Source organism: Pseudacidovorax sp. NFM-22, assembly GCF_021401245.1.
Lineage (GTDB): Bacteria > Pseudomonadota > Gammaproteobacteria > Burkholderiales > Burkholderiaceae_C > Xenophilus.
This window is the reverse complement of sequence record NZ_JACBFY010000002.1, coordinates 747870-771207: the sequence shown is the minus strand read 5'-3', so window position 1 is coordinate 771207 and position 23338 is coordinate 747870. Positions and strand designations below refer to the sequence as shown.

At 70.5% G+C, this 23338-nt stretch carries 19 protein-coding genes; 6 read left to right on the top strand and 13 right to left on the bottom strand.

From position 1 onward, the window contains the following. Positions 1-128: 128 nt before the first annotated feature. Positions 129-1052 carry an N-acetyl-gamma-glutamyl-phosphate reductase gene (gene argC, locus L0984_RS09130; RefSeq protein ID WP_234193381.1) on the top strand — a complete coding sequence of 308 codons (924 nt, stop codon included), beginning with the start codon at positions 129-131 and terminating at the stop codon, positions 1050-1052. Between the two features lie 5 nt (positions 1053-1057). Here the strand turns inward: argC and L0984_RS09125 are convergent, their stop codons facing one another. The 8 genes from L0984_RS09125 to L0984_RS09090 form a co-directional block, all read right to left on the bottom strand. Next, complete coding sequence (locus tag L0984_RS09125) at positions 1058-1891, bottom strand: M55 family metallopeptidase (protein WP_234193380.1); 834 nt, start codon at positions 1889-1891, stop codon at positions 1058-1060. A 76-nt stretch (positions 1892-1967) separates the two neighbouring features. Then, a complete protein-coding gene (locus tag L0984_RS09120; protein WP_234193733.1) occupies positions 1968-3044 on the bottom strand; it encodes a DmpA family aminopeptidase in 1077 nt (358 codons plus the stop codon). Between the two features lie 68 nt (positions 3045-3112). Then, complete coding sequence (gsiD, locus tag L0984_RS09115) at positions 3113-4036, bottom strand: glutathione ABC transporter permease GsiD (RefSeq protein WP_234193379.1); 924 nt, start codon at positions 4034-4036, stop codon at positions 3113-3115. Between the two features lie 38 nt (positions 4037-4074). Further along, the gene (gene gsiC, locus L0984_RS09110) at positions 4075-4998 is read right to left on the bottom strand and encodes a glutathione ABC transporter permease GsiC (protein WP_076507042.1); all 924 of its coding nucleotides are present in this window, start codon (positions 4996-4998) and stop codon (positions 4075-4077) included. Positions 4999-5256: 258 nt separating this feature from the next. Next, positions 5257-6804: a glutathione ABC transporter substrate-binding protein GsiB gene (gsiB, locus tag L0984_RS09105; RefSeq protein ID WP_234193378.1), complete on the bottom strand. Its 1548-nt coding sequence runs from the start codon at positions 6802-6804 to the stop codon at positions 5257-5259. 54 nt (positions 6805-6858) lie between these two features. Then, complete coding sequence (locus L0984_RS09100; RefSeq protein WP_234193377.1) at positions 6859-8748, bottom strand: dipeptide ABC transporter ATP-binding protein; 1890 nt, start codon at positions 8746-8748, stop codon at positions 6859-6861. Between the two features lie 7 nt (positions 8749-8755). Next, complete coding sequence (locus L0984_RS09095) at positions 8756-9730, bottom strand: isoaspartyl peptidase/L-asparaginase family protein (protein WP_234193376.1); 975 nt, start codon at positions 9728-9730, stop codon at positions 8756-8758. Further along, positions 9727-10665, bottom strand: coding sequence for a MurR/RpiR family transcriptional regulator (locus L0984_RS09090; RefSeq protein ID WP_234193375.1), 939 nt, complete (start codon positions 10663-10665; stop codon positions 9727-9729). The genes L0984_RS09095 and L0984_RS09090 overlap by 4 nt, the downstream gene beginning before the upstream one ends. Positions 10666-11021: 356 nt before the next feature. Here L0984_RS09090 and L0984_RS09085 point away from each other — a divergent pair, with 356 nt between their 5' ends. Continuing rightward, the gene (locus L0984_RS09085; protein WP_234193374.1) at positions 11022-13133 is read left to right on the top strand and encodes a carboxypeptidase regulatory-like domain-containing protein; all 2112 of its coding nucleotides are present in this window, start codon (positions 11022-11024) and stop codon (positions 13131-13133) included. A gap of 96 nt (positions 13134-13229) precedes the next feature. On the opposite strand, the gene recX is transcribed toward L0984_RS09085, so the two are convergent. After that, a complete protein-coding gene (gene recX / locus L0984_RS09080; RefSeq protein WP_370645917.1) occupies positions 13230-13838 on the bottom strand; it encodes a recombination regulator RecX in 609 nt (202 codons plus the stop codon). Between the two features lie 6 nt (positions 13839-13844). Next, positions 13845-14900: a recombinase RecA gene (recA, locus tag L0984_RS09075; protein ID WP_017760563.1), complete on the bottom strand. Its 1056-nt coding sequence runs from the start codon at positions 14898-14900 to the stop codon at positions 13845-13847. Between the two features lie 125 nt (positions 14901-15025). On the opposite strand from recA, the gene L0984_RS09070 reads away from it, so the two are divergent. The 3 genes from L0984_RS09070 to L0984_RS09060 all read left to right on the top strand — a co-directional run bounded on the left by L0984_RS09070 (position 15026) and on the right by L0984_RS09060 (position 17845). Further along, positions 15026-15505: a MarR family winged helix-turn-helix transcriptional regulator gene (locus L0984_RS09070; RefSeq protein ID WP_234193373.1), complete on the top strand. Its 480-nt coding sequence runs from the start codon at positions 15026-15028 to the stop codon at positions 15503-15505. 26 nt (positions 15506-15531) lie between these two features. Continuing rightward, complete coding sequence (locus L0984_RS09065; RefSeq protein ID WP_076507056.1) at positions 15532-16206, top strand: response regulator transcription factor; 675 nt, start codon at positions 15532-15534, stop codon at positions 16204-16206. A 103-nt stretch (positions 16207-16309) separates the two neighbouring features. Continuing rightward, positions 16310-17845 (top strand): sensor histidine kinase, encoded by a 1536-nt coding sequence (locus L0984_RS09060; RefSeq protein WP_234193372.1) that lies wholly within the window; start codon positions 16310-16312, stop codon positions 17843-17845. A gap of 11 nt (positions 17846-17856) precedes the next feature. Here the strand turns inward: L0984_RS09060 and L0984_RS09055 are convergent, their stop codons facing one another. The 3 genes from L0984_RS09055 to L0984_RS09045 are packed head-to-tail and all read right to left on the bottom strand — an operon-like array spanning position 17857 to position 19569. Next, entirely contained in the window at positions 17857-18087 is a 231-nt protein-coding gene (locus L0984_RS09055; protein WP_234193371.1) for a sporulation protein, read from the bottom strand. A gap of 7 nt (positions 18088-18094) precedes the next feature. Beyond that, a complete protein-coding gene (locus L0984_RS09050; RefSeq protein WP_234193370.1) occupies positions 18095-18904 on the bottom strand; it encodes a biotin--[acetyl-CoA-carboxylase] ligase in 810 nt (269 codons plus the stop codon). Then, positions 18904-19569 carry an SET domain-containing protein gene (locus L0984_RS09045; protein ID WP_234193369.1) on the bottom strand — a complete coding sequence of 222 codons (666 nt, stop codon included), beginning with the start codon at positions 19567-19569 and terminating at the stop codon, positions 18904-18906. Before L0984_RS09045 ends, L0984_RS09050 begins: the two co-directional genes overlap by 1 nt. A gap of 188 nt (positions 19570-19757) precedes the next feature. On the opposite strand from L0984_RS09045, the gene L0984_RS09040 reads away from it, so the two are divergent. After that, the gene (locus tag L0984_RS09040) at positions 19758-22724 is read left to right on the top strand and encodes a DNA topoisomerase III (RefSeq protein ID WP_234193368.1); all 2967 of its coding nucleotides are present in this window, start codon (positions 19758-19760) and stop codon (positions 22722-22724) included. Positions 22725-23338 lie beyond the last annotated feature (614 nt).

Sequence of the window (23338 nt, the reverse complement as noted above, 5' to 3'; positions counted from 1 at the left end):
GGCCGGGAGCGGCGGAGCAGCCCGCGAATGTATCATGGTGCGCCGCGTCATGGCGGCCTCGCGCCGTTGTGGCGATCACGTAGTCTTCCCACTGTCCATGGGGAGAACACCCCATCGAGGATCCCGCCATGACCCAGGTTTTCATCGACGGCGAGGCCGGCACCACCGGCCTCCAGATCCGCGAACGGCTCACCGGCATGCCCGGCATCGAGCTCGTCAGCATCGCTCCCGAACTGCGCAAGGACGCCGCCGCCAAGCGTGACCTGATGGCCGGTGTCGACCTCGTCATCCTCTGCCTGCACGACGACGCGGCGCGCGAATCCGTGGCGCTGATCGACGGCCTGGGCGGCCGCAAGCCCCGCATCATCGACGCCTCCACCGCGCACCGCGTGGCGCCGGGCTGGGTCTACGGTTTCCCCGAACTGGCCGAAGGCCACGCCGCCGCCGTGAAGGCCGCCGAGCGCGTGGCCAACCCCGGCTGCTATGCCACCGGCGCCATCGCCATCGTGCGCCCGCTGGTCGATGCCGGCCTGCTGCCCAAGGACCATCCCATCGCGCTGCCCTCGGTCAGCGGCTATTCGGGCGGCGGCCGCACCATGATCGAGGCCTACGAGGCGGGCACCGCGCCGGCCTTCGAGACCTACGCGCTGGGCCTCAAGCACAAGCACATCCCCGAGATCATGGCCTGCACCGGCCTCACGGCACGGCCGGTGTTCATTCCCTCGGTGGGCAACTTCCGCCAGGGCATGCTGGTCAACCTGCCGCTGCACCTGGACGCGCTGCCCGGCAAGCCCACGGCGGCCGACCTGCACGACGCGCTGGCCGCCCACTACGCGAAGAGCAACACGCCCGAGCAGTACGTGAAGGTGCTGCCGCCGACGGAAGACGGCAAGCTGGAGCCGCAGGCCCTGAACGACACCAACGACCTCGAGATCCGCGTCTTTCCCAACGAAGACCACCGGCATGCCGTCGTCATCGCCCGCCTGGACAACCTGGGCAAGGGCGCGAGCGGCGCGGCGGTGCAGAACATGCGGCTGATGCTGGGGGTCTGAGCCCCTCAGCGCAGCATCATCGCCATCGCCGAACAGCAGTTGAGCATGCGCACCGCCGCCTCCATGGTCGGGGCGTCGAAGCGCAGCACGGTGCCGTCCACGCGCTCGAAGCTGGGCCACTGGCAGAACAGGTCGGCATGGGCTGGCGTCTGGGTGTGCAGCTCCACGTTCAGCGGCCCGGGCACGCGCAGCGGCGCGGGCCGGGCATTGGCGGCCTGTGCCACGGCGCGCGCCACGCCTTCGCGGATGGCCGCGCAGGCGGCCTCAGGCGAGAGCGAAACGCCGCTGTTCATGCCCGTCGCCTCCTTGGTCTGCACGAAGACCGTGCCCGGCAGCCGCGGCGCGGTCTCGGCGATGAAGGCGTCGTCGCCGCTGGCCATCAGCACCGGCACGCCGTAGTCGCCCGCCAGCGCGCCGTAGAGCGTGGCCTCGCTCTGCCATTCGCCGTTGACGCGGATGCCGGCGAAGGCGCCGCTGTTGATGGTGTGGGCCAGGATGCCGGGCGCATGCGCGCGGGCGTGGTAGCCCACCATGCACACGCCCGTGGTGCCGGGTCGCTCCACGCCGGCGACCATGCTCAGGTAGCGCGGCTTGCCCTGCACGATGCGGGCGCGCGGGTCCAGCCTGGCCGCCGGCATGTTGCGGAAGCTGCCGTGAGAGTCGTTCACCACCACGGCCCCGGCCCCCCCGTCGAAGGCGCCGGCGATGGCGGCATTGGCCTCGTCGGTCATCCAGAGCCGGGCGCGCTCGTACTCGCCGTTGCCAGGGCGCGTCTGCTCGGGATGGAAGACGCCCGCGACGCCTTCGATGTCGACGGAGATGAGGATGGTGTGGGTCATGGGTTCGGGCGCTTCGCGCAAGGAGTCGGCCATCGTCCGATGCGGTGTCGGCACGAGGAAAGGGCGGATGCGTGCCTCATGCCGAGACCGGCAGCAGCGAGCGGGTGAACGCATCGGCCGGCCAGCCGGCCAGCAGCTCGCCCAGGCCGCGCCGCACATGGCCCGCGCGGCCGTGCAGCGTCGACGCATGCCACAGCGAGGACAGGATGGCCTGCTCCACGCTGTCCGCCGCCGCCTGGAAGAAAGGGTCGAGCCGCGCATCGTGCAGCAGCGCGACGGCCGGCATGGGTTCGGCCGCAAGTTGCGGCAGCGTGTAGGCGGTCGAGAAGGCCAGCGCGATGTCGCCGCTGCCATGGCCGAAGACCGAGCCGGTGCGCGCCAGGCCGGCGCCGGCGCGCAGGGCCAGGCGCCGCAGTTGCCGCGCGTCCAGTGGCGCGTCGGTGGCCAACAGCATCAGGATGGAGCCGCGCTCCGGGCCTGTCGCCGGCGCCAGCGCGCCGGACTGCTGCAGCCACGCGCCGACCGGCCGGCCGGCCACCTGCAACTGCTCCGGCCGTCCCTGGTTGCTCAGCACCAGCGCGCCGACCGTCCAGCGCAGCGCGCCCGTCTCGTCGGCGATGCGCCGCGATGCGCTGCCGATGCCGCCCTTGAGCCCGTAACACGACATGCCGCGCCCCGCGCCCACCGCGCCCTGCGCGAAGTCGGCATCGGCGGCCTGCCAGGCGGCGAGGTAATCAGCCTCGGCCACCGCGAAGCGCTGCATGTCGCTCAGGAAGCCGTCGTTGCACTCCAGCACCAGCGGATTCAGCGAGGGCCAGCCCCGGCCGCATTCGGGATGGGCCGCGACGCACTGGCGCATCTGCGCCTCGGCCACCGCCGGCACGGCGTAGGTGTTGGTCAGGGCGATGGGCGATTCCAGTACGCCCAGTTCCTCCACCTGCATCAGCCCCAGGCTCTTGCCGAAGCCATTGAGCACCGCCACCCCGGCCGGCACCCGCTGCAGGTAGGGGTTGCCGGCGTGCGGGCGCACGACCGTGACGCCGGTGTGCACCTCCTGCGCTGGATCGTCCAGCGTGGCATGGCCGACGGTGACGCCGGCCACGTCGGTGATGGCATTGCGCGCACCAGTTGGCAGGGCGCCGATGTGCGGCAGGGCCGGGCCGCGCGCCGGCTGGCCGGTGGCGCCGACGCAAGCGCCTTCGTTCGCGACCGGACGGGGGCTCACAGCCGGTCGATCTTCGGGTCCAGCGCGTCGCGCAGGCCGTCGCCCAGCATGTTGAAGGCCAGCACCGTGAAGAAGATGGCCAGCGAAGGGAACAACGCCACGTGCGGTGCGTTGACCATGTCGGCCCGCGCCTCGTTGAGCATTGCGCCCCACTCGGGCGTGGGCGGCTGAGCGCCCATGCCCAGGAAGGAGAGGCTGGCCGCCGTGATGATCGAGGTGCCCATGCGCATGGTGAAGTACACGACGATGGCCGACAGCGTGCCGGGCAGGATGTGGCGCAGCAGGATGGTGAGGTCCCCTGCGCCGATGCTGCGCGTGGCCTCGATGTAGGTCAGGTTCTTCAGCGCCAGCGTGTTGCCGCGCACCAGCCGCGCGAAGGCCGGCACGCTGAACACCGACACCGCCACCACCACGTTGGTCATGCTGCTGCCCAGGATGGCCACCACCGCGATGGCCAGCAGGATGCCCGGAAAGGCGAACAGCACGTCGCACATGCGCATGATGAGCCGGTCCCACCAGCCGCCATAGAAGCCGGCGATGAGGCCGAGCGCCGTGCCGACCACCGCGCCCAGGACGACCGAAACGAAGCCCGTGGCCAGCGAGATGCGCGCACCCATCAGGATGCGGCTGAAGATGTCGCGGCCCAGCGGATCGACGCCGAACCAGTGGGCGGCCGACGGCGGGGTGTTGAGCCGGTCGTAGTCGAAGAAGTTCTCGGCGTCGTAGGGCGAGATCCACGGCGCGAGCACCGCCACCACCACCAGCAGCACGATGAAGGCCAGGGCCGCCAGTGCCATGGGCTGGCGCTTGAACTTGCGCCAGAACTCGGACCAGGGCGAGCGCACCGCCAGCGGCGCGCCGCCGGCCGCCGCCGCGGCGGCCGCGGTGTCGGAAGCGGGAAGGGAGGAAGGGGAAGACATGGTGGGAGGGGATACCTGCGTGCGGTCGGCCGGGTGCGTCATTTGCCGAAGCGGATGGCCGGGTTGATGAGGCCGTAGAGCACGTCCACCACCAGGTTGATGAGGATGAACTCCAGCGAGAACAGCAGCACCAGCGCCTGGATCACCGGGTAGTCGCGCATGTCCACCGCGTCCACCAGCAGCCGGCCCAGGCCGGGCCAGTTGAAGACGGCCTCCACCACGATGGAGCCGCCCAGCAGGAAGCCGAACTGCAGGCCCATCATGGTGACGACCGGGATCAGCGCATTGCGCAGGCAGTGCTTGAAGAGGATCCACGACTCCGGCACGCCCTTGGCACGCGCGGTGCGCACGAAGTCCTCGCCGATCACCTCGATGAAGGAAGCGCGCGTGAAGCGGGCCATGACGGCGGCCACGGCGGCGCCCAGCGTCAGCGAGGGCAGGATGTAATGACGCCACGAGTCGGCGCCGACCGTGGGCAGCCAGCCCAACTGCACCGAGAAGAGCTGCATCAGCAACATGCCCAGCGCGAAGGCCGGAAAGGAGATGCCCGACACCGCCAGCGCCATGCCCAGCCGGTCGGGCCACTGGTTGCGCCACACGGCCGAGGCGATGCCGATGGCCATGCCGAAGAGCGTGGCCCAGACCATGCTCGTGACCGTCAGCCAGAAGGTGGGCATGAAGCGGTCGCCGATCTCTTGCGACACCGGCCGCTTGGTGCGCAGCGAGGTGCCCAGGTCGCCATGCAGCAGGCGGTTGAAGAAGGCCACGAACTGCTGGGGCATGGGCTTGTCCAGGCCCAGGTCCTGGCGCACCAGCTCCACCGTTTCGGGGCTGGCATCCACGCCCGCGGCCAGCCGCGCCGGATCGCCGGGCAGCAGGTGCACGAACAGGAAGACCAGCACGGCCACGATCAGCAGCGTGGGAGCAAGGCCGAAGAGGCGGCGGACGACGTAGTGGAGCATGGGGAAACAGGTGGCTCGGGCGGGAAGCGCAACGCAAACTCAGGCGGGTGCTCGATGGCGACGGCCGCGAAGCAGGCCGCGGCGCCATCCTTCGGCAGCGCTTGGGGCTGGTCGCCCCGAGCGAATACGCACAAAGATCAAAGGGCCGCGGAGCAGGCCACGCCAGTGCACCCGCGGAACCGGCTTTGCCGGGCCGCCGGGTGCGCCCCCTTGAGGGGGGAGGTGGCTACACGAAGTGAGCAAGCAACGGGGGTGGGCTTACTTGAGTTCTACCTCGTCGAAGTTGAAGCTGCCGTCCGGAATCACATAGAAGCCGGCCAGGTTGCGCGCACGCACCGACAGCAGCTGCTCGGTCACCAGGAAGGCCCAGGGCGCGTCCTTCCAGATGCGCTGCTGCGCATCGGCGTAGATCTTGGCCTTCTCGGCGTTGTCGGTGGTCACCAGCGCCTTCTGGATGTCCGCATCGACCTGCTCGTTCTTGTAGTAGGCCGTGTTGAACAGCTTGGGCGGGAAGGACTCCGACGCCAGCAGCGGGCGCAGCGCCCAGTCGGCCTCACCCGTCGACGAGGACCAGCCCACGTAATACATGCGCACTGGCGCCGTGGCCGGGTCCTGTGCGCTCTCCACGCGCTCCACGCGCTGGCCGGCTTCCAGCGCCTGCACCTGCACCTTGATGCCGACCTGCGCCAGCTGCTGCTGCACGAACTGGATCACCTTCTGCGCCGTGCTGTAGTTGTAGGCGCTCCACAGCGTGCTCTCGAAGCCGTTGGGATAGCCCGCCTCCTTCAGCAGCTCGCGCGCCTTCTTCGGGTCATAGGGCCAGGGGCCGAGCTTGGTGTTGTACTGCACGCCCTTGGGCAACACGCCCTCGGCCGGGATCGCGTAGCCCGAGAAGGCCACCTTGGCCAGGGCTTCCTTGTTGATCGCGTAGTTGATCGCCTCGCGCACCTTCGGGTTGTCGAAGGGCTTCTGCTGTGTGTTCATCGAGATGTAGCGCTGGATGATCGAGGGCGCGCTCGTCACCTCCAGGCTGGGCTTGGCCTGCAGCGTCGCGGCCGCCTCGGGCGGCATCGGGAAGGCGAAGTGCGCCTCGTTGGTCTGCATCATCGCGGCGCGGGTGTTGTTGTCCACCACCGGGCGCCAGGTGATCGAGTCGATCTTGGGATAGCCCTTGCGCCAGTAGCCGTCGAACTTGGTCACCTTGAGGTAGTCGGTGGACTTCCACTCGACGAACTTGAACGGGCCGGTGCCCACGGGGTTCTGCGCGATGCCCTTGCTGCCGTACTTGGCCAGCGCGGCCGGCGAGATGATCACCGCCGACGGATGGGCCAGCGAGTTGATGAAGGGCGAAAAGGCCTCCTTCAAGGTGAAGCGCACCGTGGTCGGGTCCACCGCCTCGGTCTTGGCGATGTTCTTGTACAGGTTGTAGCGCTTGAGCCGGTTGTCCGGGTTGGTCACGCGGTCGAAGTTGGCCTTCACGGCCTCGGCATTGAAGTCGGTGCCGTCGTGGAACTTGATGCCGGTCTTGAGCTTGACGGTGTAGACCAGCCCGTCCTTGCTCACCGTGTAGCCCTCGGCCAGCACCGGCTGCATCTTCATGTCCTTGTCGAAGCCGAACAGGCCCTGGTAGAAGGACTTGGCCACGGCCTGCGACAGCGTGTCGTTGGCGTCGTAGGGGTCGGTGGTGGTGAAGTTGGACTGCACGGCCACGACGATGTCCTTGGCGGCGTGGGCCGAGGCGGCGAAGCCCGCCAGGCCGGCCAGGGCCAGGGCGGCGGCGATGCGGTGGGGACGCTGTTGTTGCATGCGAAGCTCCTTCAGAAGACGAGGGGGACGGAAAAGGGAAAGGCGCACCGGGCGTCAGCCCTGCGGCGGCGCCACGAAATGATCGGGGCCGACCTGCACCAGCGGCGGCACCTCCGGCTCATGGCCGGCCGGGAAGATGGGGCTCGGAATCTCGCCCTGCAGCAGCGCGCGCGGCTGGTGCCGGCGCGACGGGTCGGCCACCGGCACCGCGCTCATCAGCTTGCGGGTGTAGGGATGCTGCGGGTTCTCGAAGACCGCGCGGCGCGGGCCGATCTCCACGATGCGGCCCAGGTACATCACGGCCACGCGGTGGGCGATGCGCTCCACCACCGCCATGTCATGGGAGATGAAGAGATAGGCCATGCCCATCTCGCGCTGCAGTTCCAGCATCAGGTTGACGATCTGCGCCTGGATCGACACGTCCAGCGCCGACACTGCCTCGTCCGCCACCACCACCTTGGGCTGCAGTGCCAGGGCGCGCGCAATGGCGATGCGCTGGCGCTGGCCGCCGGAGAACTCGTGCGGATAGCGCTGGGCATGCTCGGGCGCCAGGCCCACGCGGGTGAGCAGCGCCTCCACCCGCGACTGGGCCTCGGCCTTGGTGGCCAGGCCGTGCACCAGCAGCGGCTCCATGATCGAGAAGCCCACCGTCAGCCGCGGGTCGAGCGAGGCGTACGGGTCCTGGAAGATGAACTGGATGTCGCGCCTCAGGGCCTGCACCTCGGCCGTGCCGAGTGCCAGCACGTCGCGGCCGTCGAAGCGGATGCTGCCGCGCTGGCTCTCGACCAGGCGCAGCAGCGAGCGGCCGGTGGTGCTCTTGCCGCAGCCCGATTCGCCCACCAGCGCCAGCGTCTCGCCGGCGCGCAGGTCGAAGCTCACTTTCTCCACCGCATGCACCTCGCGCGTCACGCGCTGCAGCCAGCCGCCGCGCAGCGGAAAGCGCGTGACCAGGTCGCGCACCTGCAGGATGGGCTCGGCATCGTGGCGCACCGTGTCGTGCTCGGGCCGGGGCGAGACGGCCTCGTCCGCCGCGTCCACGCGCAGCAGTTCGAAGGGCGCGGGTCGGTCGGTGCCGCGCATGGCGCCCAGCCGCGGCACGGCCGAGAGCAGGGCGCGGGTGTAGGGATGGGCGGGCGCGGCGAAGAGCTGTGCCGCCGGGCCTTCCTCGACCTTGTCGCCGCGGTACATCACCAGCACGCGGTCGGCCACCTCGGCCACCACGCCCATGTCGTGCGTGATGAAGACCACGCCCATCTGCATCTCGCGCTGCAGCTCGGCGATGAGCGCCAGGATCTGCGCCTGGATGGTCACGTCCAGCGCGGTGGTCGGTTCGTCCGCGATCAGCAGCTGCGGCTTGCACGACAGCGCCATGGCGATCATCACGCGCTGGCGCATGCCGCCCGACAGCTGGTGCGGATAGCGGCGCAGCACCTCGCGCGCCTCGGGAATGCGCACCAGCTCCAGCATGCGCAGCGCCTCGGCGCGTGCGGCCGTCTGGCTCTTGCCCTGGTGGATGGCGATGGCCTCGGCGATCTGGTCCCCGGCGGTGAAGACGGGGTTGAGCGAGGTCATCGGCTCCTGGAAGATCATGGCCACGTCCGCGCCGCGGATGCCGCGCATCGTGGCCTGCGAGGCCTGGGCCAGGTCCAGCACCTCGCCGCTGCGCCGGCGCAGGGCCATGCGGCCGTTCAGGATGCGGCCGCCGCCGTAGTCGACCAGGCGCATCAGCGCCAGCGAGGTGACAGACTTGCCCGAGCCCGACTCGCCCACGATGGCCAGCGTCTCGCCCCGGTCCACATGGAAGCCCAGGTGCTTGACCGCGTCGACGGTGCGCTCGCGCGTGGCGAAGCGCACGCTCAGGTCGTCGACCTGCAGCACGCGGCCTTCGGGAAGGGCGACGCCCGCGCGGGTGGCGGCGGGCGCCTCGGCAATGGCAGTGCTCATGGGGGATTCAGCGATGGATGGCGGTGACGGGCGCGTCGGCGCCGCGCACATGGGCACGGTACATGCCCTCGGTGTTGAAGGGCAGGGCGAGGTTTCCATGACGGTCCACCGCGATCAGCCCGCCGGTGCCGCCCAGCGCGGGCAGGCTCTGGTGGACCACCGCGTCGGCCGCCTCGGCCAGCGACTGACCGGCATAGCGCATGCGCGCGCAGACGTCGTAGGCGGCGGCGGCGCGGATGAACATCTCGCCACTGCCGGTGCAGGAGATCGCTGCGTAGCGGTCGTCGGCATAGGTGCCGGCGCCGATCAGCGGCGAATCGCCGATGCGGCCGACGCGCTTGTTGGTCATGCCGCCGGTGGAGGTGGCGGCGGCCAGGTGGCCGTGCCGGTCGACGGCGACGGCGCCGACGGTGCCCATCTTGCGGTCCTCGTCCAGCGGCGTGCGCGGCTTTTCGGAGGCCTCGGCCACGGCAGAGGCGCCGTCGTGGTCCAGCACCACCCGGCCGGCGGCGCGCACGCGCTCCAGCTGCGCGCGCCGCATGGGGGTGGAGAAGTAGCCGGGGTCGACGAAGGCCAGCCCGCGCTCCTGCGCGAAGGCCTCGGCCCCGGCGCCGGCCAGCAGGACGTGGGTGCCGTCCTCCATCACGGCGCGCGCCGTGTGCACCGGGTTGCGCAGCCGGCTCACGCCGGCGATGGCGCCGGCGCGCAGGTCGCGGCCGTCCATCACGGCGGCGTCCAGCTCGTGCGTGGCGGCATGGGTGAACACGGCGCCGTGGCCGGCGTTGAACAGCGGGCAGTCCTCCAGCATCTGCACGGCCAGGCAGACGGCGTCGAGCGCGCTGCCGCCGTCAAGCAGCAGTGCCTGGGCGGCGGCGGCGATGTCGTGCAGCGCCTGGTGGTAGCCGAGGGCGTCCTGGGCACTCAGGCTGGCGGCCGTGATGGTGCCGGCGCCGCCGTGCAGCGCGAGGGCGGGAAGGGTCATGCGGAAAGGTCCTTGGGGTCGACGCCGCGGCGGCCGGTGCGCGTGTTCCAGATCCACGGCGCGATGGCCTCGGCGGTGCCGCGTGCGGCCTGCAGCGCCTCGCGGCTTTGCAGCGACAGGGCAATGATCAGGGCCTCGATCAGCGCCAGCACGCTGCTCTCGCAGTTGGCGCGGAAGCGGCTGCGGGCCTGGGCGAAAAGGGCCACATCGGCCAGCGGTGCCAGCGGCGACGCGGCATGGTCGGTGATGGCGAGCACCGGCGTGCCGCGGGCGCGGGCCTGTTCGGCCAGGGCCACGGTGTCGGCCAGGTAACGGGGGAAGCTGATGGCCACCACCAGGTCCTGCGGCGTGCTGCGGGCCAGTGCGCGGGCGGCGTGGGTGGCGCCCGCGGCGCTGGCCAGCAGGCGCACGTCGCCGCAATGGGTTTCCAGCCCGTGCTGGAGCAGCCCACCCAGCCACGCGCTGGCGCCATAGCCGGCGATGTAGATGGTGCGTGCCTCGCGCAGCAGCGCCACGGCGGCCTCGCAGGCCTGGGGCGTCAGTGCCTGGCGGGTGCCCTCGATGTTCTGGCGGCATTCCTCCAGCGCGCGGGCGAAGGCGTCCGCCGCGCTGGCCGGGCCGGATTCGACCTGGCTGCGCAACTGTTCGACCGGCGCCAGCAGCGCCTCGAAGCCGCGCACCAGCTCGGCCCGGAAGGCCGGGTAGCCGTCGAAACCCAGCGCCCGCGCGAAGCGGTTGGCGGTGGCCACCGACACGCCCGCGCGCGCCGCCAGCTCGTCGATGGAGAGCGTGGCCACCTGCAGCGGCTGCGCCAGCACCACATCCGCCACCTGCCGATGCAGACGCGACAGCTGCGGCCGCGCCTGCGCGATGCGCTGGGCGACGGAATGGGTGCCATGGGGCGCTGACGAGGCGGGGGCAGAACGGGTGAGCACGGAAATGGGGCGGATTTGAAAGCGAATTTACACGCTTGGTGCATCCGAAGAAAACTTTTGATCGTTTTCGTATTCCTGCAGCAAGCTTCGGACCAGCGGCTGCGGCGCTGGAGCACGCCGCCCAGGCTGCCAGCGTGCGGGTGCACTTCTGCGGTCGTTGCGCTTTCCCCTCGTTGTGTGTCGTTGTTTGCCGATGTGTGGACGCCGGCTCCCTCGTTCATGGGAGGGCCCGCCCGCGTCACCAATTCTGGCGATGCCCTCGGCGGATCGAATCCCTACAAAGGCCGAGCCCGCCGGCGCGCCGTGTCCGCGGCCGCGCGGCATCACCAATCGTTCATTCAATGAGGAGCCGATCCATGGGTGTGACCCCGTCCGAATTCCCTTCCTTTGTCCGCCGGCCCGTGTGGCTGGCCTCGACCGTCCTGGTCTGCGCGCTGTCCGCCTGCGGGGGCGGCGGCGGAGGTGGCGGTGGCTTCGCGCTGCTGCCCACCAGTTCGGGCGATGGCGCTGCGCCGGCCCCGGCCCCTGCGCCCGCCCCGGCCGCCACCGTCCTCACGGGCGTCGCGGCCACCGGCGCTCCCTTCGCGGGTGCCGTCGTCCGGGTGACCGATGCGGGCGGCCAGGTGGTCTGCTCGACCGAGACCCAGGCCCAGGGCGGCTACAGCTGCGTGCTGCCGGCGGGCACGCAGGCGCCGCTGCTGGTGCGCGTCTCGCGCGACGACGAGGTGCTCTACAGCGCGGCGGTGAAAGTCGAAGGCACGGCCAACGTCACGCCGCTGACCACGGTCGTGGTCTCGCGCCTGGCACCCGACGGCAACCCGGACAGCCTGACGGCCAGTCCCGCGCCGATCACGGCCGAGGCCCTGGCCCGCCAGGTCGCCCAGCTCAATGCGGCGCTGCAGCCCGTGCTGGCCGCGCTGGGCGTGAGCGCCGCCAATCCGCTGACCGACACGCTGGTGGCCGATGGCACCGGTCAGGACAAGCTGCTGGACGCGCTCAGCGTCAGCAGCCGTGCCGACGGCACGGCGGCGAACATCGAGATCACGGTCAAGACGGCCGATGGCGTGCCGGTGGCGATCAGCTTCCGCAGCAGCGACACAGAGATTCCTGCGCTGCCCGCCAACGTGCAGGTGGCGCAGCTGCCGCCGCCCGACGTGGTGGCCGCGCTGATGCAGCGCATCACGGCCTGCTATGCCCTGCCGCTGACCCAGCGCGTGGGCACCGCCTCCAGCGACAGCGGGACGGCCGTGGGCGGGGCGGCCGACGTGGTGGCGCCGGCCTGTCGGCAGCTCTTCCTGAGCGACGACCCGGCCACCTATTACCAGAGCGGCCAGCGCGTGGGCCGCAACGCGAACAACAACGGCGCCTGGGCCAGCCTGTTCCGCAGCGGCGCCACCGGCATGACCTTCGGCCGGGGCAACGTGGCGTTCGTGCGGGGCAATGGCGATCTGGTGCTGAGCTACCGCTGGGAAGACCGCCAGGGCAACAGCGATTTCGACACGCTGGCGGTCCGACAGGTGGATGGCGCGCTCAAGCTGGTGGGCAACGGCTACGACTACGCGGCCAGCGTCACGCCCTACGCGCAGCACCGCGACCTGCTCAATTCGCCGGCCTACAGCTCCTACGGCACGGGCTACGACATCAACATCAACAACCGCACCGACGGCAGCGGCAATCCGGTCTTCAGCCGGGTCGAGGTGCTCACGCCCAGCGGCAAGACGCTCACCTATGTGCCGCAGGCGGGGCTGTCCTTCCTGGTCATCCAGCGGGGCGACGGCACGCCGACCGGCACCTCGGTGCTGCGCGTGCGCGGCGAGTACGCCTCCAGCACGACGACCGGCAATCCTGCCGACCGCGAATCCAGCCTGTACTTTGTCAATCCGCAGGCCAGCGAGGATGACATCCGCGCCTATGGCAACCAGGGCCGCTGGACGATGACCTTCTTCCATGCCGACACCAGCAAGCCGTCGGTGGAGCAGAGCTACCGCACCCTGTCGCGCGCCCTGACCATCGGCGAGTTGCGCCAGCTGCCGATGCCCTCGCTGCCTGACAGCAGCCGCGCGGAGCTGATCGCCGAAACGGCCGCGACCGGCTACGTCCTGTTCGGCGCGCCCTCGCAGAACGAGCGCAACGTGGTGGACCTCAGTGCCACCGGCGGCACCGATGGCTGGATCGTGCCTGCCGGCGCGCTGGCGCCGACCTCGATCACCGTCTACGGCTTCGCGCCCTTCGGCAGCACCGTCGCCGGCCAGCAGGGCAACCGCTTCAACGACAGCGCCACGGTGCGCAGCACCCAGCGCACGGTGGTGATCGGCTGCTCGTCCCAGTCGGTCGGCGACAAGCACTGCGATGCGGGCGACTCCACGCAATATGCGCAGGGCACCACCATCAACAGCCTGCAGTTCTATGCGCGCAACGCGCGGCAGGTGGGTGTGAGCAAGCTGATCGGGCTCTACAAGCTGCAGTGAGGCGGGTTGCCCGCCGAGCGGGCGGCGGGGCGCGCCGGTCTGGCGGCGCGTCCGCGTCCTGATGCGCGGCGCCGAGGTGGCCGGCGGGCCGGGGCTTCAGCGCCCGTCGGCCTCGTCTTCGTCGGGCGGTGCGCGCATGGCGCGTGCCGCCACCTCTGCCGAGAAGCCCCGCGCCATCAGGAAGCGCATCTGCCGGCCCCGCTCGCGGGCGTCGGCCGGGGGTTCGCCGAAGCGCCGCAGCCACAGGGCGCGGGCGCGTTCGGGCTCCGATTCCTTCAGCCCGGCCAGCGCGTGGGCGGCGGCCTCGGCGTCCACCCCCTTGGCGGCGAGTTCCTGGCGCAGGCGACTGCTGCCCAGCCGCCCGCCGCGCTGGTGCAGCAGCGAATCGATCACCCGCTGCTCGTCGATGAAGCCGCGCGCCTGCAGTTCGTCGAGCACCCGGGCCAGCTCGCCCGGCTCGGCCTCGTGCGCGGCCAGCTTGCGCTCCAGCTCCAGCCGTGAATGCTCACGGCGGCTGAGCAGCTGCAGGGCGCGGCCCTTGAGCGACAGCGTTGGCCGCCGGCGCGCGGGCGCAGCCTCCGCGCCGTCCGTGGCCGGTGCACGCGGGCCGCGGGCCTGGCGCAGGCCCGTGGTGCGGTCGGGCGGCGTGTCGTCCTGCGGGGCGCGCCCGTCCGGGGCGCGGGGGCGCCCGGACGCCCTCCACATGCCGGATTACTCCGCGTCGGGCGCGTCCACCACGCCGTCGGTGGGCAGCAGGCTGATGCCCAGGCTGTCGCGCACCTTGTTCTCGATCTCCACGGCCAGGGCCGGGTTCTCGCGCAGGAACTCGCGGGCGTTGTCGCGTCCCTGGCCGATCTTCTCGCCGTTGTAGGCATACCAGGCGCCCGACTTCTCGACGATGCGCGCCGTGACGCCCATGTCGATGATCTCGCCTTCGCGGCTGATGCCCTCGCCGAAGAGGATGTCGAACTCGGCCGTCTTGAAGGGCGGGCTCACCTTGTTCTTGACCACCTTGACCTTGGTCTCGTTGCCGATGGCCTCGTCGCCCTTCTTGATGGTGCCGGTGCGGCGGATGTCCAGGCGCACCGAGGCGTAGAACTTCAGCGCGTTGCCGCCGGTGGTGGTCTCGGGGCTGCCGAACATCACGCCGATCTTCATGCGGATCTGGTTGATGAAGATGACCATGCAGTTGGTCTTCTTGATCGTGGCGGTCAGCTTGCGCAGCGCCTGGCTCATCAGGCGGGCCTGCAGGCCGGGGAGGCTGTCGCCCATCTCGCCCTCGATTTCGGCCTTGGGCGTGAGTGCGGCCACCGAGTCGACCACGATCAGGTCCACGGCGCCCGAGCGCACCAGGCTGTCGACGATTTCGAGCGCCTGCTCGCCGGTGTCGGGCTGGCTGATCAGCAGGTCCGACACGGTCACGCCCAGCTTCTGGGCATATTGGATGTCCAGCGCATGCTCCGCATCCACGAAGGCGCACTGGCCGCCCTGCTTCTGCATCTCGGCGATGACCTGCAGCGTGAGCGTGGTCTTGCCGGACGATTCCGGGCCGTAGATCTCGATCACGCGGCCGCGGGGCAGGCCGCCGACGCCCAGCGCGATGTCCAGGCCCAACGAGCCGGTGGAGACGACCTGGATGTCCTCGATCTTCTCGCCCTCGCCCAGGCGCATGATGGTGCCCTTGCCGAACTGCTTTTCGATCTGGGCCAGTGCGGCCTGCAGGGCCTTGGCCTTTTCGCTGTTGGCGGCCTTGACGGGTGCGTCCATGAGTGACTCCTTGAGGTGTGGATGGGTGCCTGTCTTGATCTACAGGCTGGATGCTTGAACAGTAGTGTAGGGGCGAGTATCTTCCTGCCAAGCCATTTTTTCGTCAGTTTGGCTTACTATCGGCCATGGACCTTCCAGAGCCCAAGGACGACGACTGGCGCCAGACCCACCTGGGCCGCCTGCTGGGCCATGCCATGCGGCGCTTCGACGCCCGCGTCTACGAGTTGATGGCGCATGACGTGGACGTGCCGCTGGCGCTGTCCAACCTGGCGGCGCGCCAGCAGGTGACGGCGGCGCACATCCACATCACCCGCCACCTGGCACGCGGCGGCTCGCGGCTGGGTGAGCTGGCCGAGTCGGCCGGCATGACCAAGCAGGCCATGGGCGCGCTGGTGGACCAGTGCGAGGCCTGGGGCCTGGTGCGGCGCGAGGCCGATCCGCTGGACGCGCGGGCCCGGCGAATCGTCTTCACCGCCGACGGCCTGGCCTGGCTGGAGGCCTTCCGCCGCTGCGTCGCGCGGGCCGAGGCCGAGTTCCGCGCCAGCGTGGGCGAGGAGGTCGCGACCGTGGTTGCCCTGGGGCTCGAAGCCTATTGCGGCTCCTAGAATCCGCCACCCTCCAGAGAGCCCCCATGCGCATCCTCATCGCCGAAGACGACCAGGTGCTTGCCGATGCCCTGCTGCGCAGCCTGCGCACCTCGGGCGCGGCCGTCGACCATGTGGCCACCGGCCCGCAGGCCGATGCGGCGCTCATGACCAACAACGAGTTCGACCTGCTCATCCTCGACCTGGGCCTGCCCAAGCTGCACGGGCTGGAGGTGCTCAAGCGCCTGCGGGCGCGTGGCTCGCAGGTGCCGGTGCTGGTGCTCACCGCCGCCGACTCGGTGGAGGAGCGCGTCAAGGGCCTGGACCACGGCGCCGACGACTACATGGCCAAGCCCTTCTCGCTGCAGGAGCTGGAGGCGCGGGTGCGCGCCCTCACGCGCCGCGGCATGGGCGCCACCAGCAACGCCATCAGGCACGGGCCGCTGGTCTACGACCAGGCCGGCCGCGTGGCCACCATCGACGGCAAGATGGTCGAGCTGTCCGCGCGCGAACTCGGCCTGCTGGAGGTGCTGCTGCAGCGCGCCGGCCGCCTGGTCAGCAAGGACCAGCTGGTGGAGCACCTGTGCGAATGGGGCGAAGAGGTGAGCTTCAATGCCATCGAGGTCTACGTGCACCGCCTGCGCAAGAAGATCGAGAAGGGCCCGATCCGCATCGCCACCGTGCGGGGCCTGGGCTACTGCCTGGAAAAGATCGACGGCTGATGCGGGCTGCACCGACAGGCGCCCGCCGCCTGCGTCGCACGCCGTCGGCCGCCGTGTCGCCTTTGGCCCGACCGGCGGGAACGCCATCCTTCGACACCCCGGCATGAAGCTCTTCCAGCGCGCCCAGAACTCCCTCTTCGGCGAGATCCTCGATTCGCTGCTGGCGCCGGCCATCGTGCTCATCCTGCTGAGCATCGGCCTGACCTGGCTGGTGGCGCAGGGCATCGCCAACGCGCCCTACGACCGGGCGCTTGCCCACGGCGTGCGGCTGATCGCTGCCGAAGCCGCACGCGCCGCCGCCCAGGGCCGCGCACCCGACGTGCCGCCGCTGGTCACCGAGGTGCTGCGCGGCAGCGAGGACGACCGTGTCTGGTTCCAGGTGCTGGATGCCCAGGGCCGGCGGCTGGCCGGCACCGGGGGCCTGCCCGGGCCGCATCTGGCCCAGACCCCCGTCCCCGGCGTGGTCTACATCGACGACGGCCAGATGCAGGGCCGCGAGGTGCGCATCGCCCACCTGTGGGTGCGTCCGGGCACGGCCGGCCTGGCACTCACCGGCCGCGTCGCGCTGGCCACCGAAGGTTCGTCGGACCTGCCCGAGACCATCACCGAGCCCGAGGGGGCGGACGGTGCCGGCCTGTTGCTGGTGCAACTGGCCGAGACCCGCGCCCGCCAGGCCGCGCATGCGCGCGAGATCATCACCGGCGTGCTGTTGCCCCAGTTCGCGCTGGTGCCGCTGGGCGTCATGCTGCTGTGGATCGCGCTGGCCCGCGGCATCAAGCCGCTGTCGGTGGTGGAAGACCGCATCCGCGAGCGCGAGCCCGACGACCTGCGGCCCATCGACGCCACCTCGATCCCGCTGGAGGTGGCGCCGCTGGTGTCCTCGCTCAACGAGCTGCTGACCAAGCTGCACGACTCCATCGGCACACAGAAGCGCTTCCTGGCCGACGCGGCCCATCAGCTCAAGACGCCGCTGGCTGGCCTGCGCATGCAGGCCGACCTGGCCCAGCGCGAGGGCGCCAATGCCGACGAACTCAAGCAGTCGCTCAAGCAGATCGGCCGCGCCAGCATGCGCGCCACCCACACGGTGAATCAGTTGCTGGCCCTGGCACGGGCTGAGGGCGGCGCGGGCGTGCTGGCGCGCCAGCCCTGCGACCTGGCGCGCCTGACCATCGACGCCGTGCGCGAGCTGCTGCCGCGCGCCATGGACAAGTCATTGGACCTGGGCTACGACGGCGCGCAGCCGGGCGCGGCCGGCGTGATGCTGTCGGGCAACCCCACCCTGCTGCGCGAGCTGATCCGCAACCTGCTGGACAACGCCATCAACTACACGAGCTCCACGCCGGCTCGCCCTGGCGTGATCACGGCGCGCGTGCTGGCCGACCCGTTCGGCCATGTGCTGCTGCTGCAGGTGGAGGACAACGGCCCCGGCATCCCCGAGGCCGAGCGCGAACTGGTGTTCGAGCCCTTCTACCGCGTGCTGGGCAACGAGGCCGACGGCTCGGGCCTGGGCCTGCCCATCGTGCGCGAGATCGCCGGCCAGCACCGGGCGCAGGTGCTGCTGCAGGAGGCGCATCCGGGCCAGCACCCGCCGGGGACGCGCTTCACCGTGCGCTTCGACACGGAGCCTCCGGAAGGCTGAGACGCGGCCGCTCAGCGGGCCGGCGAAGAGCTGGCGGGTTCGGGTGCGGGGGCCGCCGGCGCGTCGGCCGGTGCGGGGCGCACCTGCAGCAGCTCGGGCCGGATCTGGGTGTTGAGGCGCTGGGGTTCGCGCTCGCGCAGGCTGGCGGGGACCCAGCCGAAGCCGGCCAGGTCGCCGCGGGCCCACAGGAAGTAGCCAGCGTTGGCCAGCACCAGGACGAGGACGAACAGGCGCAGCACCATGGGCCGCTCAGAAGGCCTGGCCCACGGGCCGCACGCTGACCTCGGCGCTGTCCACCAGCCGCAGGCCGGCGGCGGTGGCGATGCGCAGCTCGCCGCCCGGCGCCACGCCTTCGCAATGGCCGGCGGTGCCGTCACTCAGGTGCACGTCGCGGCCCAGCAGGGCGTCGCGCGCCGCAAAGCGCGGCGCCACGGGCGCAAACCCCTCGTCGGCGAAGCGCAGCACCTCGGCGAGCAGTGCCGGTGCCACGGCCAGCAGCACGCTGGCCGGCTCGGCCTGCGACGCCCACTGGCGCACCCAGGCGGGCGGCGTGCGCATGGCATCGGCGGGCCGGGGGCCGATGTTGATGCCGATGCCGATCACCACCTGCCGCGGACCCGCCGCAGCGTGGCCGGTGGAGGCCGTCTCGATCAGGATGCCGGCCAGCTTGCGGTCCTGCACCCACAGGTCATTGGGCCACTTGATCTGCACGCCGGCGTTGCCCAGCGGATCGAGCGACTCGGCAGCGCTCACGCCCACGGCCAGCGACAGGCCCGACCAGCTGCGCGGCGACAGCGGCAGGGACAGCGAGAAGGTGAGCGAGGCAGCCGGGGCCTGCGGCTCACCGCTTTCCCACTGCCGGCCCAGGCGCCCGCGGCCGGCCGTCTGGCGCTCGGCCACCAGCAGCACGGGGCGTGTGTCGCCGGCGCGGGCGCGGCGCATGAGCTCGGTGTTGGTGGAGTCGATCTCGTCCACCGCCTCGACCCGCAGGCCGGGCAGCTGCGCGGCCAGGGCCTGCTGCAGCGCGTCGACGGGCCAGATCGATGCCGTGGCGGCCATCAGGCCTTGTCCTTCGCCTTCTTCTTGCGGGCCTTGCCGCCGGCATCCGCCTTCTTGGCGGCCTTCTTGCCCGACTTCGCCGTCTTTGCGGACTTCTCGGCCTTGACGGCCTTCTTGCCGGACTTGGCCTTCTTCGCCTTCCTGTCCTTCTTCTTGGCGCCCTTGCCGGGCACGGCCTCGGCGTCCTCCGGCGGCGCCAGCAGCGTGCCGCGGCAGTCGGGCGAGCCGCACCAGCAGGGGAAGTCGGCCAGCAGCTCGGGCGTGTACGGCGAGTCGATCACCAGGCCGTAGTCGTAATTGAGTTCCTCGCCCGCGGCGATGTCGCGCAGGGCGCGGATGAACACGCGGCCGTCCTCGACCTCGGTCTCGCAGTTGGGCCCGCAGGAGTGGTTGATCCACTTGGCCGAGTTGCCGTGCACCTTCCCGTCGATCACATGCTTGTCATCGATGTGGAAGTAGAAGGTGTGGTTGGGCTGGGCCGGGTCGTGCGGATGGCGCCGCAGCGCCTCCTTCCAGCTGATGACCTCGCCGGTGTACTCGATCACCAGCTCGCCGGCCGCGATGTCCTGCGTCGCGAACACCCCCTTGCCATGCACGCCGGAGCGCCGGGTCTGGATGCGGCGGCCGGAAGAGGGTGCGGGCGAAGAAGGGGATTTGGAGGGCATCGCCGAGTTCTGATAGCTTGAGATGTGCACATGTGCGCGCATGCGCACGTGCGCGAGAGGCGCAGAGTATAGAGAGCCGTCCGGCGCGTCGCCGGCCGCCGCCGCCCGTCGTGGGCGCCGGTGTTTTGTCCCCGAAGGTGCCGGTCCGTCCGGGCCCCTGGCGGCTCTTGCCCATGAGAGATTTCCAGATGACGAAGACCTTGGTGATTGCGGAAAAGCCGTCGGTGGCGCAGGACATCGTGCGCGCACTCACGCCCGTGTCCGGCAAGTTCGACAAGCACGACGAGCATTTCGAGAACGACAACTACGTGGTGACCAGCGCCGTGGGCCACCTGGTGGAGATCCAGGCCCCCGAGCAGTACGACGTCAAGCGCGGCAAGTGGAGCTTCGCCCACCTGCCGGTGATCCCGCCGCACTTCGACCTCAAGCCCGTGGACAAGACCAAGGGCCGCCTGAACGCCGTGGTGCGGCTGGCGCGCCGCAAGGACGTGACGCAGCTGGTCAATGCCTGCGACGCGGGCCGCGAGGGCGAGCTGATCTTCCGCCTGATCGAGCAGTACGCCGGCGGCGCCAAGCCGCTGGGCAAGCCGATCCGCCGTCTCTGGCTGCAGTCGATGACGCCGCAGGCCATCCGCGACGGCTTCGACCGCCTGCGCTCCGAGCGCGAGATGCAGGGCCTGGCCGACGCCGCCCGCTCGCGCTCCGAGGCCGACTGGCTGGTGGGCATCAACGGCACGCGGGCCATGACGGCCTTCAACTCGCGCGACGGCGGCTTCTTTTTGACCACCGTCGGCCGGGTGCAGACGCCCACGCTGTCCATCGTGGTCGAGCGCGAGGAGCAGATCCGCAAGTTCGTCAGCCGCGACTACTGGGAGATCCATGCCGTCTTCCAGGCGCAGGCCGGCCAGTACCCGGGCAAGTATTTCGATCCGGCCTGGAAGAAGGCCAACGCCCCGCTGCTGCCCAATGGCGAGCCCGACCCCGAGCAGCGCGCCGACCGCCTGTGGACGGCCGCCGAGGCCCGCGCCATTGCCGAGGCGGTGCGCGGCCGTCCCGCCACCGTCACCGAAGAGAGCAAGCCCACCACCCAGGCCAGCCCGCTGCTGTTCGACCTCACTTCGCTGCAGCGCGAGGCCAACAGCCGCTTCGGCTTTTCGGCCAAGACGACGCTGGCGCTGGCCCAGTCGCTGTACGAGCGCCACAAGGCCCTGACCTATCCGCGGACGGACTCGCGCGCCCTGCCCGAGGACTACCTGCCGGTGGTCAAGGACACGATGGGCATGCTGGCCCACAGCGGCATGCGCCACTTGGCGCCTTTCGCGCAGCAGGCCATCGACCAGAACTACGTCAAGCCCACCAAGCGCGTGTTCGACAACGCCAAGGTGTCGGACCACTTCGCCATCATCCCCACGCTGCAGGCGCCCAGCGGGCTGTCGGAGGCCGAGCAGAAGCTGTATGACTTCGTGGTGCGACGCTTTCTGTCGGTGTTCTTCCCCAGCGCCGAATTCCAGGTCACGACCCGCGTCAGCACGGTGGAGGCCGGGGGCAAAAAGCACAGCTTCCGCTCCGACGGCAAGGTGCTGGTCAAGCCGGGCTGGCTCGCCATCTACGGCAAGGAAGCCGCCACCGACGAGGACGAGAAGGACGGCAAGACGCTGGTGCCCGTCAAGCCCGGCGAACAGGTGAACACCGAGAGCGCCGAGGTCAAGGCCCTCAAGACCCGCCCGCCTGCGCGCTACAGCGAAGCCACACTGCTGGGCGCCATGGAAGGCGCCGGCAAGCTCGTGGACGACGACGAGCTGCGCGAGGCCATGCAGGAGAAGGGCCTGGGCACGCCGGCCACCCGCGCCGCCATCATCGAAGGCCTGCTGAACGAGAAGTACATGCTGCGCGAGGGCCGCGAGCTGATCCCCACCGCCAAGGCCTTCCAGCTGACGACGCTGCTGCGCGGCCTGGGCGTGGAGGAACTCTCCAAGCCCGAGCTCACGGGCGAATGGGAATACAAGCTCGCGCAGATGGAGCAGGGCCACCTGAGCCGTGACGAGTTCATGCGCGAGATCGCCCGCATGACCGAGCACATCGTGCGCAAGGCCAAGGAATACGACCGCGACACCGTGCCCGGCGACTACGCCACGCTGTCGGCGCCGTGCCCCAACTGCGGCGGCATCGTGCGCGAGAACTACCGGCGCTTCGCCTGCACCGGCAAGTCGGGCAGCGGGCAGGACGCCTGCGGCTTCTCCTTCACCAAGTCGCCGGCTGGCCGCACCTTCGAGCTGGCCGAGGCCGAGCAGCTGGTGCGCGACAAGCACATCGGCCCGCTGGAGGGCTTCCGCTCCAAGGCGGGCTGGCCTTTCGTGGCCGAGATCGTGCTCAAGCACAGCGACGAGGACAACAACTGGAAGCTGGAGTTCGACTTCGGCGACGACGGCAAGGACCCGGCCGAGACCGGCGAGATCATCGACTTCGGCGCCGCGCCCTCGCTGGGCCCCTGCCCCAAGTGCGGCGCGGGCGTGCACGAACTGGGTGCCAACTATGTGTGCGAACGCTCGGTGCCCACGGCCGACCATCCCACGCCCAGCTGCGACTTCAAGACCGGCAAGGTGATCCTGCAGCAGCCGGTGGAAGAGGAGCAGATGCGCAAGCTGCTGGCCACCGGCAAGACCGACCTGCTGGACAAGTTCGTCAGCATGCGAACGCGCCGCTCCTTCAAGGCCTTCCTGGCCTGGAATGCGGAAGAGGGCAAGGTGACCTTCGAATTCGAGCCGCGCACTTCCAAGTTCCCGCCGCGCAAGACGGCCTCGGCCGCGCCGGCCCGCGCGCCCGCTGCCAAGAAGGCGGCTGCAAAGAGTGCGACGAAGACCGCCGCCAAGGCCCCGGCGGCCAAGAAAGCGGCGGCCCCCAAGGCGCCGCGCAAGACCAGCGCCGCCGCGGGCCGCCAGCCCAGCGCGGCGCTCGCGGCGGTGATCGGCCCGGAGCCGGTGGCCCGGCCCGAGGTCATCAAGAAGCTGTGGGACTACATCAAGGCCAACGGCCTGCAGGACGCCAAGGACAAGCGCGCCATCAACGCCGACGACAAGCTGCGTCCGCTGTTCGGTCGCGACCAGGTGTCGATGTTCGACCTGGCCGGGATCGTGGGGAAGAACCTGGAAGGCTGAGGCTGGGGCTGGGGCTGGGGCTGGGGCTGGGGCTGGGGCTGATCTGAGCTGAGGCTTGGCTTGGCTTGGCTTGGCTGAGCTGAGCCTGGAGCTGGAGCTGGAGCTGGAGCTGGAGCTGGAGCCGAGGCCGGGGAGTTTCTATCCCTGGCGCCGTGGTGCGCTGGTGCCTCGGTACGGCAGGGTTGCTGGGTAGCCGGGGGCACTGTAGTGCGGTTCGCGAGGTTCTGGAGGGCGCGAGATGGTGGGTACTAACCCGGCAGACGACGCCGGCATGCGCGCTCCCGGTGCACGCTCGCGCTGACCGACTTGCCTCACCACACGGGTGCTCGCTTTCCACCGACGCGCCTTCTGCACTGCACGGCGCCGCGAATGGCACCTCCGCACGCACACCGGCATCCTCCGCCTGGACGCTGTGCCTGAACGGCCGAGAGTGCCCGCCGGCCACCAATCCGTTCGCCCTGAGCCTGTCGAAGGGCAGAGCGGCGCGCGGCGCAATGGCCCAATCGTCCTGGCCCGCATCATCACAACCCGGACGCGCGAGGCTTCGACAGGCTCAGCCCGAACGGTCTGGGTCGACTGGCCTCGAATTACCACCCCCCAGGACTCCACGGCCC

Excerpts from the sequence above, each read along its gene's own strand:
- argC (WP_234193381.1), top strand. The coding sequence starts at position 129 with ATGACCCAGGTTTTCATCGACGGCGAGGCCGGCACCACCGGCCTCCAG.
- L0984_RS09125 (WP_234193380.1), bottom strand. The coding sequence starts at position 1,891 with ATGACCCACACCATCCTCATCTCCGTCGACATCGAAGGCGTCGCGGGC.
- gsiD (WP_234193379.1), bottom strand. The coding sequence starts at position 4,036 with ATGTCTTCCCCTTCCTCCCTTCCCGCTTCCGACACCGCGGCCGCCGCG.
- gsiC (WP_076507042.1), bottom strand. The coding sequence starts at position 4,998 with ATGCTCCACTACGTCGTCCGCCGCCTCTTCGGCCTTGCTCCCACGCTG.
- gsiB (WP_234193378.1), bottom strand. The coding sequence starts at position 6,804 with ATGCAACAACAGCGTCCCCACCGCATCGCCGCCGCCCTGGCCCTGGCC.
- L0984_RS09100 (WP_234193377.1), bottom strand. The coding sequence starts at position 8,748 with ATGAGCACTGCCATTGCCGAGGCGCCCGCCGCCACCCGCGCGGGCGTC.
- L0984_RS09095 (WP_234193376.1), bottom strand. The coding sequence starts at position 9,730 with ATGACCCTTCCCGCCCTCGCGCTGCACGGCGGCGCCGGCACCATCACG.
- L0984_RS09085 (WP_234193374.1), top strand. The coding sequence starts at position 11,022 with ATGGGTGTGACCCCGTCCGAATTCCCTTCCTTTGTCCGCCGGCCCGTG.
- recX (WP_370645917.1), bottom strand. The coding sequence starts at position 13,838 with ATGTGGAGGGCGTCCGGGCGCCCCCGCGCCCCGGACGGGCGCGCCCCG.
- recA (WP_017760563.1), bottom strand. The coding sequence starts at position 14,900 with ATGGACGCACCCGTCAAGGCCGCCAACAGCGAAAAGGCCAAGGCCCTG.
- L0984_RS09070 (WP_234193373.1), top strand. The coding sequence starts at position 15,026 with ATGGACCTTCCAGAGCCCAAGGACGACGACTGGCGCCAGACCCACCTG.
- L0984_RS09065 (WP_076507056.1), top strand. The coding sequence starts at position 15,532 with ATGCGCATCCTCATCGCCGAAGACGACCAGGTGCTTGCCGATGCCCTG.
- L0984_RS09060 (WP_234193372.1), top strand. The coding sequence starts at position 16,310 with ATGAAGCTCTTCCAGCGCGCCCAGAACTCCCTCTTCGGCGAGATCCTC.
- L0984_RS09055 (WP_234193371.1), bottom strand. The coding sequence starts at position 18,087 with ATGGTGCTGCGCCTGTTCGTCCTCGTCCTGGTGCTGGCCAACGCTGGC.
- L0984_RS09050 (WP_234193370.1), bottom strand. The coding sequence starts at position 18,904 with ATGGCCGCCACGGCATCGATCTGGCCCGTCGACGCGCTGCAGCAGGCC.
- L0984_RS09045 (WP_234193369.1), bottom strand. The coding sequence starts at position 19,569 with ATGCCCTCCAAATCCCCTTCTTCGCCCGCACCCTCTTCCGGCCGCCGC.
- L0984_RS09040 (WP_234193368.1), top strand. The coding sequence starts at position 19,758 with ATGACGAAGACCTTGGTGATTGCGGAAAAGCCGTCGGTGGCGCAGGAC.